Raw genomic sequence first — 14,090 nt, 5'->3', positions numbered from 1 at the left:
GGGAACGCTTAACGTTCCCTCTCAAATCCAATCTGCTTTTTAATTTCCTCTAAATTTACCTTCGCAATAGCACGTGCCCGCTCAGCACCTTTTTCTAACGCTTCATATAATAAATTTGGCTCATTCATATACATTGCGTATTTCTCCCGAGGTCCAGCTAACTCACGATCTACAACGCGAAATAACTCTTTTTTAACATCGCCCCATCCGATTCCAGTCTCATATTTTTCACGTAATGACTGTACTTCGTCTTCTGTCGCAAATTCTTTATAAATTGTAAATAAGGTTTCTAGTTCTTTCGGTTCATTTGGAAGTGAAGAATCTGTTTTGATTTTAAATATTAATTTTCGTAGTTTTTCTTGCTCTGCAAATAATGGGATCACATTTCCGTAATTTTTACTCATCTTCCTTCCGTCAAGACCAGGTAAAATAGCTCCTTCTTCTTGTATGACATACTCTGGAAGTGTAAATGTCGTGCCAAATGTATGATTAAAATACGTCGCAATATCACGAGCAATTTCAATATGCTGAATTTGGTCTTTTCCAACTGGTACATGAGTAGCTTGAAATAATAATATGTCAGCTGCCATTAAAATCGGGTACGTGTATAACCCCATATTCACTCCCGCATCGACCTCTAACCCTGCTTCTTTATTTTGCTCCACCTTCGCTTTATATGCATGAGCACGGTTCATAAGACCTTTCGGAGTTAGGCAAGCTAAAATCCAAGCTAATTCTAGAATCTCCGGCACTTCCGTTTGTCGATAAAAAATCACATCTTCTCCAAGTCCAAGCGATAGCCAAGTAGCTGCTACCTCTTTCGTATAACTACTAAACTGACTCGGATCATGCACAGCATTTAATGCATGATAATCAGCTATAAAGTACAATGCTTTTCCTTCATTATTCTTTGACATTTGTAATGCAGGTTTAATCGCACCAATATAATTTCCTAAATGCGGATAACCTGTCGGCTTAATTCCTGTTAACATTATTTTGTCACTCATCCTAACTCCTCCTTTCTCAAAATAAAAAGAGCCCCTCATCCTTAAAAAAGGACGAGAGACTCCCGCGGTACCACCTTAATTAGCTATCATGAATAGCTCACTTCAACTTCTTAACGTGAAGCAACCGTCTTTACTTACTCATTTCAGTTAGAAGCTCCAGAGCCCATTCCACATTCATCCCTTACTGATTCCCACCATATCATACATCAGCTCTCTGAAAAGTTTCGAATATGTACTCTTCTCTTTCATCGCTTTTCATTATTTTTTACAGTTTATCACATTTCACTTCTAAACAAACCAAAATTTTCTACTTTATATAGCAGGAATTTCCACTTCAATTGTCTAATACCATATAGGTTTGCAGAAATACTCGAAACAACTTTGGAGGTTTTTTCATGGTAAAATATATATCTATTTTAGGTTCAACAGGATCTATCGGCACATCTGCATTAGATGTCGTTTCAGCTCATCCTGAACATTTCAAAATCGTCGGTTTAACCGCAAATTATAATATTGATCTTCTTGAGCAACAAATCGAAACGTTTCAACCTCGCATTGTAAGCGTTGCGACAAAAGAATTAGCAGACACGCTTCGTACGCGTATTTCAACCAACGTAAAAATTACATACGGAACAGATGGCTTAATTGCGGTAGCTACTCACCCTGATTCAAATCTTTTATTAAGTTCCGTCATTGGTGTTTCAGGGTTACTTCCAACAATTGAAGCATTAAAAGCGAAGAAAGATATTGCCATCGCTAATAAAGAAACGTTAGTTGCAGCTGGTCATATCGTAACTGAACTGGCCAAGCAAAACGGATGTCGTTTAATTCCAGTCGATAGCGAACATTCAGCTATTTTCCAATGTTTAAACGGAGAAAATAATAAAGAAATTGACAAATTAATCGTTACAGCTTCTGGCGGTGCATTCCGTGATAAAACACGTGATGAAATGCAAACATTACAAGCAAAAGATGCTTTAAAGCACCCAAACTGGTTAATGGGGGCAAAACTAACGATTGATTCTGCCACATTAATGAATAAAGGGTTCGAAGTAATGGAAGCAAGATGGCTATTTGATATTCCTTATGAAAAAATTGATGTAATGATTCATAAAGAAAGTATTATTCATTCTTTAGTAGAGTTTATTGATGGATCAGTTATTGCGCAGCTCGGTGCTCCTGATATGAGAATGCCAATTCAATATGCGTTTCACTACCCTACTCGGCTATCTTCTTCCTATGAAAAATTAAATTTATTAGAAATTGGTAGTTTACATTTTGAAAAACCAGATTTAGAGAAGTTCCCTTGTCTACAATACGCATATGAATGTGGCAAAATCGGTGGTACTACTCCCGCTGTATTAAATGCAGCAAATGAAATTGCAAATGCACTATTCTTAAAAAATGAAATTGCCTTTTTCGATATTGAAAAAACAATTTACAAAACAGTTGAAGCTCATCATAACGTAAAAGATCCTTCACTAGATGCTATATTAGAAGCGGATCAATGGGCGCGCCAATATGCAAATGAATTGTTAATAAAAAAGAGCTAAAACAGTTCCCACTGTTTTAGCTCTTTTTTTCACGTATTCAACTTAACAAATCTATAACCGTGCGTTACTAACACTTTTAATATCGCATACCCTGGAATCGCTAAAATAATGCCCATAATCCCAAATAAATTTCCGGCAGTTAAAATAATAAAAATGATAGTAATCGGATGAATGTCTAACTTTTTCCCCATAACTTGCGGAGAAATAAATTTACCTTCTGCTAATTGTACAACCATCATAACGATAATTACTTTTAACACCATTGCTGGCGAGTCGATAAATGCGATAATTAACGCTGGTGTAATCGCGATAATTGGTCCTACGTACGGAACGATATTTACAATCATCGCTAAAATCGCAAGTAATACCGCATATTTTATACCGATAATAAGGTAACCGATTAATAGCATAATACCGATAAACAAGCTCACGATAATTTGCCCTCTAATGTACGAACTAATCGCATAATGCATATCGTCTAGTATTCTCATTGCTGCTGGTTGTCTTTGCTCTGAAATAAACTTTAAAAAGTGATTCGGCAATTGCTCACCATCTTTTAAAAGATAGAACAATATAAATGGAACCATTACAAATGTTAAAACAACCTCTGTAACAGTACTCAAAAATCCAGTTACATTTCCTGTTACTGATGATAAAGATTTCGTAAAATCAACTGTGTAGTCTTTTACCATATTCGCAACATTAATATTTAAATTCTCCTGAATTTTACCGAGTAAATTACTTTCCCCGAATCTACGTGCTGCTTGTTCAATCTCATGACCAAAATAAGGTAAGTTATCAATTAATGCATCAATTTGATCTTTAATAATAGGGATAACCGTTACAACTAAAAATACAAATAATCCTAGTACGATTAAATATATGGAAGCTATCGATACAATTCTTGAAACACCTTTCTTTTCTAAAAGCGAAACGAATGGATGTAAAATATAGAATAGCACGCCTGCTAATAGTACTGGGAAGAAAATTGTTTTTAAAAATACGATAAACGGTGTAAAAACAAATGATATTTTTGTTAGCAATAAAATATTAATGAACAATAACGCAAATCCAAGTAATACCGCCAAATAATTTTGTTCTCTAAAAAACTTTCTTAACTTATCTCTTTTTCTTATATTTATTTTCTCCAATGAAACCACCTCTTCGAATGATGAAAAGCCCTTATTCAGGGCTCTTCATCATAATCTATATATCTATTTCTTTGCAGCTTTCACTACAAATGATACAATAAAAATTAACACGATTGCACCTAATAATGCTGGCATGACATGAATCCCACCAAATGATGGCCCAAAGGATCCAAATAATCTACCACCTAACGAAGCACCTAATAAACCTGCGATAATATTTCCGAACATACCACCTGGGAAATTTTTACCTGTTATAGAACTAGCAATTGCACCTATAATAGCACCAACTAAAAATGTGATAATCCATCCCATTTTTAGTCCTCCATTTCTATTATAGTTTGTATGATTCAATACAAACATATGTATTTATCATTGCTAATCATATTTCACTATAGAAATATATTTACTACTATTTTACATATGGAGATACATATATTATATGCAAAAAAGAAAAATATTGTCAAACTCACTCATAAAGCAATTATATTCATATACCATATTCAAAGGAGGCTTCATTATCTATGATTCTTAAGTTAAATTCCACTTCTATTAAAGTAGCAACATCCATTTTACAGGTTCAAATTCCAGCTTATAAAGTTGAAGCAGACTACTTAAATAGTACTGCCATACCTCGTTTATATGATACTGTAAACGATATTCAAAGTTGTGGTGAAACATTCTATGGATATTTTTCTGAAAATAAACTTGTCGGTTTTATTTCTTTTGTACAAGAAGAAAAACTAATCGATATCCACAGGTTAGTTGTATCGCCCGATTTTTTTCAAAAAGGAATCGCAACGAAACTCCTAATTCATATATTTAACATGTTTCCCTCTTCAATGACATACATTGTACAAACAGGTAAAGCGAATACCCCTGCTATTACTTTATATAAAAAACACGGATTCATTACAGTATCAGATACAATACTTCCTGACGGTATGATTCTTACGCAATTTAAAAAGACAGAATACACAAAATAATTTGACTTGTTCGCTCCTTTATGTTATTTTTTACTTTATAAAACCTTTTGCTGAGTCCAAATTTTGGAGCGGGGGAACCATTTTTGTAGCTATGCTACTTGGGGCGAATCTTTTTTAAGTAGGGAAACTCTCACTTCCCGAGTCCGACAGCTAACCTCGTAAGCGTAATGGGAGAGGAAGGTGCTTTTTGCCTATGTTACACATTTTGCCTCCTTAATTATAAATATGGGATCGATATCAAATAGTCACCTATATTTATAGAAAAGGAGAATGTATTATGTTACGTTTATCTGATCACGCAATAAAAATGATGGAGCAAAGACTCCGAATTGAAAAACAACGCACATATCAAGCAAATAAAGTTGTAGATAACTTACATCACAAATACTTCTTTCAGCATATTTTCCAACCGAAAAGATGAAGAAAATGTTTATTTAATATTAAAAAACACAAGGTGTGTCTTACAAAGACATTCCTTGTGTTTTTTATATTCTTTATAAAATTCTCACTACATTTAAACTTGCTGTAATCGCACCTGCTATAGTAGTCACATGACCTACACCTAACGGGCCATTTTGTAATATTAATGTTGAATTGGCACTCGTCACATTCACAAGAAGTGTATTTGAAATGGCTGGTTCGATTACTACAGTTGATGTCGTTACGTTTTGTATAAAACTCCCTGTTAGTTGCGTTCCATTTAATAGCAACCTAACAGATACTGTCTCATTCCCACCAGTCGCGTCCCCTTGGAAATAGTAGCTTACTAAATATATTCCTGGCGTCGCTACTGTGACTGTCGTAGCACTAGTTAAAGATACACCAGTTCCATATACAGTGGATCCAGAATTAATTGGGATGTTGGCATTTGCTGCAATTGTACTTGTTGATGTAGAAAAGAAATATCCGCCACCTGTCGATATAGCAGATGATCCTGTTGCTCCTGTCAAGCCAGTTGGACCCGTAGCACCTGTTGGGCCCGTTCCCCCCGTTACCCCTGTTGCTCCAGTCATTCCTTGTATGCCTTGTATTCCGGTCGGTCCAGTTGCACCAGTCACTCCCGTCTGGCCGGTTGCACCTGTTGGACCGGTTATCCCTTGGGGACCTTGGATTCCTTGTGGGCCTTGGGGACCCGTTTCTCCAGTCGGTCCGGTTGCTCCCGCCTGACCGGTTATCCCTTGGGGACCCTGGATTCCCTGGATTCCTTGAGGACCGGTTACTCCAGTCTGGCCGATTGCTCCCGTTGGACCAGTTTCCCCTTGTGGTCCTTGAATACCTTGTATTCCTTGAGGACCGGTTGGACCTGTTATGCCACTCGGACCTTGCACGCCTTGCACTCCTTGAGGACCAGTTGAACCACTCGGACCTTGGATTCCTTGTAGACCCTGTAAACCAGTTGGACCTGTCGCTCCCCTTACTCCTTGCTCACCTTGTATACCTTGAACCCCTTGTGGGCCGGTTGGACCGATTGAGCCTTGTATTCCTTGTAGACCTTGCGGACCGGTTGGGCCGGTTACTCCTTGTATCCCTTGTGGACCTTGAATGCCTTGGTCACCCGTTGGACCAGTTGCCCCCATCGGTCCCTGTACCCCTTGCAAACCTGTTAAACCAGTTGCTCCTGTTGGACCCTGTATCCCTTGCACTCCTTGGATTCCAGTTGCTCCTGTTGCTCCGGTCGCCCCTGTAGCCCCTGTTGTTCCGGTCGGACCGGTTGGACCCCCTGGTGATCCTGCTGGACCGGTTGGACCGGTTGGACCTCCTGGTGGACCGGTTGGACCGGTCGGACCAATTACACCTTGCACTCCTTGTATCCCTTGTATTCCTGTTGGACCTACCTGCCCCATTTCTCCCTGGGGACCTTGTAAACCTTGAACACCAGTCTCCCCTTGTGGCCCCATTGGCCCTTGCTCCCCTTGAATTCCTTGAGAACCAGTTGGCCCTGTTGGACCAATCGGACCCTGTAGTCCTTGTATTCCTGTTACACCTTGTAAACCACTACCTCCTAAATTACCTTGAACACCTTGTATACCAGTATTTCCAGTTGGACCGGTTGGACCATTTTCTCCTTGCACCCCTTGTATACCTTGTATTCCTGTCGGGCCGATTGGACCGATTGGACCTTGTACGCCTTGTATCCCTTGTATTCCTGTTGGACCGGTTGGACCGATTGGACCAGGAATTCCTTGTATCCCTTGAATACCAGTTGGACCAGTCGGACCTCTTTCGCCTTGTATTCCTTGAACACCTTGTATTCCCTGTGGGCCTCGTTCTCCCATAGGTCCTTGATTACCTTGAAAACCTTGTGGTCCAGTTAAACCAGTTGGGCCGGTTGGACCATTTTCTCCTTGCACCCCTTGCACCCCTTGTATTCCTTGAGGCCCGGTTGGACCGATTGGACCTTGTACGCCTTGTATTCCTTGAGGGCCAGTTGGTCCACCTAAAGAACCTGTCGGACCGGTTGGTCCAGTAGGCCCCGTAATATCTGGCGGCGGAAAAGGAATAGGTGCTTGAAACTTACTACACTTATCTTGATTCTTCACAAGCATCTCCTCCCGTTTGTAACGCATCAAACTATTTTCAATATATTTAAACTAGCTGTTATTACTCCCGCTAATGTCGTTACATGCCCAATAGCTAATGGACCATTTTGTAATGACAAAGTGGAATTTAGAGAAGTAACTTCGATTACCATCGTATTGGAAATCGCTGGTTCTAATATAAAATTACCTTTTGTAACATAAAAAATAAAACTCCCTGCGACTTGCGTTCCGTTTAACACAAGACTTACTGAAATTGTTTCATTCCCAAAAATTGCATCACCTTGAAAATAATAACTTATCAAATATATCCCTGGCGTACTTAACGTTATAGTTGTCGCATTTGTTAAACTAACTCCTGATCCAAAAATTGTAGATCCAGAATTAATTGGTATTAACGCATTCGCTGCAATTGTACTCGTTGAAGTAGAAAAGAAATAACCGCTCCCGCTAGGTAAGCCAGTCGCTCCTGTCGCTCCCGCTATTCCCAAGAAACCTATTGAACCTGCACTACCAGTTGCTCCTGTCGGTCCCACCACGCCACTCGGGCCCTGACTACCTTGTGCTCCAACTGGGCCTATACTACCACTAGCACCTATCACCCCACTTACTCCACTTGGGCCTTGCAATCCTTGAACCCCTTGTATACCTTGTATTCCTTGCGGACCCGTTGCACCTGTATTGCCGGTCGTTCCCGTTATTCCTTGTATTCCCGTAATCCCTTGAAAACCTTGCAAACCTTGTGGTCCAGTTGCCCCGGTTGCTCCAGTAGCTCCAGTTTCACCCATTGCACCAGTAATTCCAACATTCCCTTGTGGGCCTTGTGGGCCTTGACTACCTTGCGCCCCTTGGACTCCTTGAGGGCCTGTTATACCGACTTCCCCTGTATTTCCTTGGGGACCTCTAATTCCTTGCGCACCTGTTGGACCGATAATTCCTTGCTCTCCTTGTATTCCTTGCACTCCTTGCGCTCCTGTTGGACCCATTATTCCTTGTAATCCTTGAGGACCTTGCAAGCCAATAGCTCCAGTCGGTCCTATTATTCCTTGCACTCCTTGAGGACCTTGTGCACCTTGTGTGCCTGTCAATCCGGTAGTCCCTTGTATCCCTTGAACACCTTGAGGACCTTGTATTCCAGCTGCTCCTGTTTCTCCTTGTATTCCTTGCACTCCTTGTATACCTTGTGCTCTAGCAGGACCGGTTGCTCCTCGGATTCCTTGTGCACCTTGAGCTCCTTCCGCTCCTGTAACACCAGCTGGACCGGCTATCCCTTGTATTCCCACCATTCCTTGTGCTCCTGTTGGGCCTATTACACCTTGAATACCTTGAATACCTTTAGAGCCTTCTGCACCTGTTGGACCAGTTACTCCACGCGTACCTTGTATTCCTTGAGAACCTTCTGCACCCGTTGGACCTGTTATTCCTTGGTTACCTTGAGGACCTTGTGCCCCTTGTACTCCAACTGCTCCAACTACACCTTGTGAACCTTGTGCTCCCCTTACACCTTGAGGACCGGTTGGACCTGTTATACCTTGCACTCCTTGCGCTCCAATTGGTCCTATCCCTCCGCTTACGCCTGTTGAACCAGTCGCACCCGTCGGACCGGTTGGACCTCCTGGTGGACCGGGTGGGCCAGCTGGTCCAGTCACCCCACTAGATGGACCAATTGGACCTGTTGTTCCCGTCGGACCGCCCGGCGGTCCTTCTGAGCCTTGAATACCAATGCTACCCGTCGCTCCCGTTATACCTCTTATTCCTTTTATCCCTTGAAAACCTGTTGCTCCCGTTATACCTTGTATTCCTTGCACACCTTGTGGTCCTTGTAAACCTATTGCACCTGTTATCCCCTTTATTCCACTTATACCTTGGGCACCTTGCATTCCAGTAGAACCAGTTGGACCCACTTCACCTTGTATTCCTTGTGCTCCTTGCGGGCCTTCCTCCCCAGTAATTCCTTGTATCCCTTGGAAGCCGTCTTCTCCTTGTATACCAGTAGCCCCTTGCTCTCCTTGTATTCCTTGAACACCTTGAGGACCTTGTGAACCAGTTACACCCGAGAGTCCAGTTATGCCTCTCTCTCCTTGCATTCCTTGTCCTCCTGTTTGTCCTCGCTCACCTATTTCCCCTTGTATTCCCTGTATGCCTTGTATACCTTGACTACCAGCAGGACCCGTAGCTCCTTGTATTCCTTCTAACCCTTGTACTCCAATATCACCAATTAGACCTTGGTTACCGATTAATCCTTGAGCACCTTGGAGACCAGTCGGGCCAGTTATACCTTGCTCTCCTGTACCACCAATAGCTCCTTGTATTCCTTGTGCTCCTGTTGTCCCTCGGGGACCTTGTATTCCCCTGATACCTTGAGGACCTTGGGGCCCAGTTGCTCCCGTCGGTCCAGTCACCCCTGTAGGACCAACAGGACCTTCATGCCCTCCAGTTGGACCGATTGGACCACTATTACCTGTCGGACCAGTTGCTCCTATAAGCGGAAGAGGCAGTGCCACTCCGAATTTTTTGCAATTTCTATGATGACGCACAACAATCCCCCTTCCCTAAAATCATTACACCTTTTATATGAAATGCATTTTTATAAGAAAAGTACACCTTTGACCTCATTTTTTTAAAATAAAGAAGCCTATCATTTCATCTTGGTATTATCCCCTATAGGTAGACAGTAAAAAAAGAGTCCATCTGATATGATGGACTCAATACTGTTTTATCTGGAGGAGATTTTTTTATGGCAAGAAAGGGACAATCATTTCAAAAATATACAGAAGAACTAAAGCGAGAAGCAGTTCGTCTTCGATTAGAAGAGAGAAAATCATTGCGAGAAATTCGAGAACAACTCGGTGTGAAGAGAGATGCTCAGATTATTGAGTGGGTAAAACGTGCGCAACAGGGGGAGTCCTTTGATGATCAACGTGGCGTCTGGAATCGAAAGAATTTTAATAGTCTAGAAGAAGAAAATGCTTATTTGGAGGCACAGGTTGAGTATTTAAAAAAGCGCAATCCAAATCTAAACGGGAAGGAATGGTCCTAAAGAAAGAACGATTTTCTCTTATCGATTCATTACGCCAAGCCTAGCCACTTCGATGGCTGTTTCAAATCGCGGAAGTTTCTAAGGCTGGCTACTATAAATGGCGGAAATATCATAACGTACAGCGTTTACGTCAGAAAAGGGATAGGTGGCATAAAGAACATATTTTATCTATTCATCGTCAGCACCCTTATTATGGGTATAAACGCATGACTCGTGCTTTAGCTCGAGAAGGAGTGGTAATGAATCATAAACTTGTTCGTCGTCTCATGAGAGAGCTGGATATTCAATCTATCATTCGAAAAAAATGTCCGTTTTATGGAAGAAAAACATCTGTGATATTTAAAAATCATTTGAAGAAACTGTTTTGATAATGCGTGTATCGAATCATTCTTCTCACATTTAAAAACAGAGAAGTTGTATTTAGTGCGCCCAAAAACATATGAAATGGTCTATCGAGCAATTCAAGAATATATTCAATTCTATAATACAGAAAGGTTCCAAGAAAAACTTCACGGCCTTTCCCCGATAGAATATTGGGAAAAGGCCGTGGCATAATACTCTTTTTATTACTGTCTACTTGACAGGGAGATGACCAACAGTCGAATCTTTTTATTTTTCATATTCAAGGTGATTATGTCTTTTACAACCAAATAAATAGCAAGCCCCTATATAATCAGTTTCAAACTCTAATCCTGGAACGTATCCAGATTTGATACGTTCTACCAATGTTTTATAACAATTATTCTCTTCTGTATATTCCTCAATTAACTCTTTCTTATCATTTTCTGTCCAGTTTTCTTCTACTTCTTCATTCTGAACATCTTCTATTTCTGCTGTTTTCGCTTCGATAGATTCCCGTATAACTTCATTTATACGGGAGAAATTATTCGTTTTATATAGAGCATACACAAATCTACCAATCCAATTAGGACTTTTCCAGCATTCTTTATATCCCTTTTCGAACCATTCAATTGCTTCTTTATAGCAATTCAACTCAACATATAAATCTGCTACCTTAATTTCCCCTAAAAAATTATCAGATTCCCTGTTAAAAGTATCTAACTTCTCTTTTGCTTCTGTCATTCGTTCTAAATCAATTAAACATTTTACATAGCTATACATGATATAGTCCGAATCCCCTGCAACTCGCAAGAAAAATTCTGAAGCTTTTTCCAGCTCTCCAAGGTTATAATGTGCTACAGCTACATTATGATATGCTTCATCTGATGGTTGAATCGAAATAGACTTTTGTAATGCTTCTTTCGCTTCTGTCCATTTTTCTTGTTTCATGTAAATGTCCCCTAAGATGTTATAAGGAAAGTATGAAGAAGGATTCAACTTAACAACTTCTCTTATTAATTCAAGAGCTTTATCATCATTCTCTTCCTCATAAAAGTACATCCAAGCCAGATTATTGAGAGATTGTACGTCTCTAGATTCATGTACTGCTTGTTGAAACAGTTCCATTGCTTCCTCATATTTATTTTGTTCAAACATTTCAATTGCCTTCTCATTAATGTTCAAATAAATACCTCCGAAGTAAATGAATTCATCTATTCCCTATCATTATAGTAAAATGTAAAAATTATAATTTCTATAAAAAAATTTCTTTCTCTCGTCTACATTTCGATTGAAATAGAAGCTAAAACACACGAATTTACAACAATCAGTAAATTTTTCAATCTCCCTTAAATTGGATATACACCCTGTTTTAATTTACATATTATGGTACAATTAAAAGGGTACTAACTAAACATTTACGCTCCACACTAGTAATCTAGCAATACCAAAATCAAAATTCACATGGAATTGAGGGATGTTATGAAACAGAAATTAGCTGTTCTTCTATTCACCGGAATCATATTATCCGGATGTTCAGCTATTCCAGGAAATTCTTTAGAAACTGGAAACGGCAGTATGGAATTATTAACACCAACCATTACAACAAAAGATAATGAATTAGAAATTAAGACCGAGGGCATTGATGAAAATAAAGTGACCTTTATTTATGTTGCTAATAAAAAAGTGTTGGAACAAAAGCTAAAGAATGGTGAATCCTACAAGCTTAACATTAAAGATATCGAACATGCTCATAGGACAGACTACAAACCAAAAGTTCAACTTTTGCAAACGAAAGATGATGATGATGGTGGAGAAATAGTAACCTTCAAACAAGTTAGATATACAGTTAAAAACTGATTTTAAAGTTGTTTCATTATAAATGTAACGAATGAAAATATACTTTTAACAGTAGATACATGTAAGGGGTGCTAACATGAAAAAACGATGGATTTCTTGGTGGATTGGTAACATATTTTGGATTATCGTTTTTGGAATATGGGCCACTATCATTTGGCTACGAGATTTTGATGGTGCTGGTGTTATTCAAACACCTGAAATTAAATCAATATCACTTATCGTTTTATTAATTACGTTTATCATACCGGTATTTTTTCAAATTATATGGCTAATCATTAATTTGAGAATGAGTAAAAAAAATAATTATACGATTTAGTTTTTTTGAATTAACAGATGAATATTTTTCATAAAAAAGAGAGGAATCTACATCAAAATAGATTCCTCCCTTTTACATTTGGACTTATACTGCGCTTTTACTGCAGCACTACTCCTCTTTTTTACGATGCATGTTCATCTTTCTTCTTCATTAACGCTCTTTTCTTCATCGCTTTCGTTAAATATCCACCTTTAAACGAACGAATTTCATACGAAGACATAAACGCTTTCGGTGCAATTTCATTAATAATTTCTAAAAGCTCTTTCTCTCTAGAACGCTTTGCGACGATATCTAAGCGATAACGTATAGAATTAATACCTTCGCCTTCAAATACTGTAACGCCAAATCCAGAGTGACGTAACTCATCTACTAATTCATTACAACGGTCTAGTAAACTAACTTGATACGTAATATAACCAATTGCTAATTTATTCTCTATATAACCGCCTAATAACAGTCCCGCACTAAAGCCAATGACATAGGCAACGATGTTCATCCAATTTGATAAATCTTGAAACACAATACCTAAACTGACAATGTAAATAGCTCCTTCTAACAATCCAACACCAGCAGCGGATCTTGTTTGATTCTTTACAAGCAAAATCGTACGAATTGTTAAAATTGGAACGTAAATAATTTGTAGCACAAAAATAAGTAGCGCTTGTAACATTGGTATCCACCTCTTTCAAAAAGTCTTTTGTCATAATAACATACATAACCTTTAGAAATCGATGGGTTTTTTAAAATTTTTTTATTATTTTTCATACTATTGAAAAACGCAAAAAAGAAGCGTATCATATTTGTCGTTAATTTGATTACTTGTATCATATCGCTAAACTAAAAAAGGAACCAAATTAGGTCCCTTTCATCATAGCTCTATGTTTTTCGAAGCATGTTCCCTTTGCTTCTCTTCTTCTTTCACTAACTGCATATTTGCATACGCTAAATTTGCAATCATTAAAAAGTGACCACCTAAAATACCTGTACCGAATGCCCAAATTTCCATTTCATGCTCAATTTCATACATGATTATAGCTCCTAAAATAGCAGCTGCAAATCGGTTTAAAACTCCTAATCCAGGAGACTTTTCCTTCATTACGATACTTTTTCCGAGTTTCTCCACTCTGCGAGCTAATAACCAAAGACAATAGGCGCTTACTGCTAATCCAATACCAAACCCTGTCACTTGTTTTCCAAACGGAGTAATCGTCCACATAAGTAGTAAACCACTAAAGATCACATACAATTGTAATCGATATACACGTAAGGCTTCTTGAATCAAAATATCCGCTCCTAAGTTCTCA

General features: G+C 39.1%; 13 protein-coding genes, 1 pseudogene, 1 riboswitch and 1 other annotated feature. Of the genes and pseudogenes, 6 read left to right on the top strand and 8 right to left on the bottom strand.

Annotated features, from left to right (window positions below; translation table 11 throughout):
- Positions 1 to 8 precede the first annotated feature (8 nt).
- Positions 9 to 1,007 carry a tryptophan--tRNA ligase gene (locus AC0OM3_RS09045; protein WP_474211501.1) on the bottom strand — a complete coding sequence of 333 codons (999 nt, stop codon included), beginning with the start codon at positions 1,005 to 1,007 and terminating at the stop codon, positions 9 to 11.
- A gap of 44 nt (positions 1,008 to 1,051) precedes the next feature.
- Positions 1,052 to 1,265, bottom strand: a binding site (T-box leader).
- 137 nt (positions 1,266 to 1,402) lie between these two features.
- Between AC0OM3_RS09045 and AC0OM3_RS09040 the strand changes: the two genes are divergently transcribed.
- Entirely contained in the window at positions 1,403 to 2,560 is a 1,158-nt protein-coding gene (locus tag AC0OM3_RS09040; protein WP_474211499.1) for a 1-deoxy-D-xylulose-5-phosphate reductoisomerase, read from the top strand.
- Between the two features lie 29 nt (positions 2,561 to 2,589).
- On the opposite strand, the gene AC0OM3_RS09035 is transcribed toward AC0OM3_RS09040, so the two are convergent.
- The gene (locus AC0OM3_RS09035; protein WP_000411481.1) at positions 2,590 to 3,711 is read right to left on the bottom strand and encodes an AI-2E family transporter; all 1,122 of its coding nucleotides are present in this window, start codon (positions 3,709 to 3,711) and stop codon (positions 2,590 to 2,592) included.
- A 63-nt stretch (positions 3,712 to 3,774) separates the two neighbouring features.
- Positions 3,775 to 4,023 carry a GlsB/YeaQ/YmgE family stress response membrane protein gene (locus tag AC0OM3_RS09030; RefSeq protein WP_000539713.1) on the bottom strand — a complete coding sequence of 83 codons (249 nt, stop codon included), beginning with the start codon at positions 4,021 to 4,023 and terminating at the stop codon, positions 3,775 to 3,777.
- Positions 4,024 to 4,232: 209 nt separating this feature from the next.
- Between AC0OM3_RS09030 and AC0OM3_RS09025 the strand changes: the two genes are divergently transcribed.
- Together AC0OM3_RS09025 and AC0OM3_RS09020 are read left to right on the top strand one after the other, a co-directional pair.
- On the top strand, positions 4,233 to 4,694 hold the full coding sequence (locus tag AC0OM3_RS09025; protein ID WP_000601237.1) for a GNAT family N-acetyltransferase: 462 nt from the start codon (positions 4,233 to 4,235) through the stop codon (positions 4,692 to 4,694).
- A 38-nt stretch (positions 4,695 to 4,732) separates the two neighbouring features.
- Positions 4,733 to 4,875: riboswitch (cyclic di-AMP (ydaO/yuaA leader) on the top strand.
- A 96-nt stretch (positions 4,876 to 4,971) separates the two neighbouring features.
- Positions 4,972 to 5,115, top strand: a complete 144-nt coding sequence (locus AC0OM3_RS09020; protein WP_000945243.1) for a hypothetical protein — start codon at positions 4,972 to 4,974, stop codon at positions 5,113 to 5,115.
- Positions 5,116 to 5,188: 73 nt separating this feature from the next.
- Here AC0OM3_RS09020 and AC0OM3_RS09015 read toward each other — a convergent pair whose 3' ends face one another.
- Together AC0OM3_RS09015 and AC0OM3_RS09010 are read right to left on the bottom strand one after the other, a co-directional pair.
- On the bottom strand, positions 5,189 to 7,240 hold the full coding sequence (locus tag AC0OM3_RS09015; protein WP_474211493.1) for a collagen-like protein: 2,052 nt from the start codon (positions 7,238 to 7,240) through the stop codon (positions 5,189 to 5,191).
- A 20-nt stretch (positions 7,241 to 7,260) separates the two neighbouring features.
- On the bottom strand, positions 7,261 to 9,768 hold the full coding sequence (locus tag AC0OM3_RS09010) for a collagen-like protein (protein ID WP_474211490.1): 2,508 nt from the start codon (positions 9,766 to 9,768) through the stop codon (positions 7,261 to 7,263).
- A gap of 200 nt (positions 9,769 to 9,968) precedes the next feature.
- Here AC0OM3_RS09010 and AC0OM3_RS09005 point away from each other — a divergent pair.
- Positions 9,969 to 10,826: pseudogene (locus tag AC0OM3_RS09005) on the top strand (IS3 family transposase).
- A 54-nt stretch (positions 10,827 to 10,880) separates the two neighbouring features.
- Here AC0OM3_RS09005 and AC0OM3_RS09000 read toward each other — a convergent pair.
- A complete protein-coding gene (locus AC0OM3_RS09000) occupies positions 10,881 to 11,795 on the bottom strand; it encodes a tetratricopeptide repeat protein (RefSeq protein ID WP_001024460.1) in 915 nt (304 codons plus the stop codon).
- 279 nt (positions 11,796 to 12,074) lie between these two features.
- Between AC0OM3_RS09000 and AC0OM3_RS08995 the strand changes: the two genes are divergently transcribed.
- Positions 12,075 to 12,470: a hypothetical protein gene (locus AC0OM3_RS08995; protein WP_074593361.1), complete on the top strand. Its 396-nt coding sequence runs from the start codon at positions 12,075 to 12,077 to the stop codon at positions 12,468 to 12,470.
- A gap of 76 nt (positions 12,471 to 12,546) precedes the next feature.
- Positions 12,547 to 12,786, top strand: coding sequence for a DUF3923 family protein (locus AC0OM3_RS08990; RefSeq protein ID WP_000747686.1), 240 nt, complete (start codon positions 12,547 to 12,549; stop codon positions 12,784 to 12,786).
- Positions 12,787 to 12,907: 121 nt separating this feature from the next.
- On the opposite strand, the gene AC0OM3_RS08985 is transcribed toward AC0OM3_RS08990, so the two are convergent.
- Together AC0OM3_RS08985 and AC0OM3_RS08980 are read right to left on the bottom strand one after the other, a co-directional pair.
- Positions 12,908 to 13,456: a DUF2179 domain-containing protein gene (locus tag AC0OM3_RS08985; RefSeq protein WP_000938438.1), complete on the bottom strand. Its 549-nt coding sequence runs from the start codon at positions 13,454 to 13,456 to the stop codon at positions 12,908 to 12,910.
- Positions 13,457 to 13,654: 198 nt separating this feature from the next.
- Positions 13,655 to 14,068 carry an ATP synthase subunit I gene (locus AC0OM3_RS08980; protein WP_000613879.1) on the bottom strand — a complete coding sequence of 138 codons (414 nt, stop codon included), beginning with the start codon at positions 14,066 to 14,068 and terminating at the stop codon, positions 13,655 to 13,657.
- Between the last annotated feature and the right edge of the window lie 22 nt (positions 14,069 to 14,090).

It is taken from the genome of Bacillus sp. FAU20 (assembly GCF_056033865.1).
This window is presented reverse-complemented; position numbering and strand designations above follow the sequence as displayed.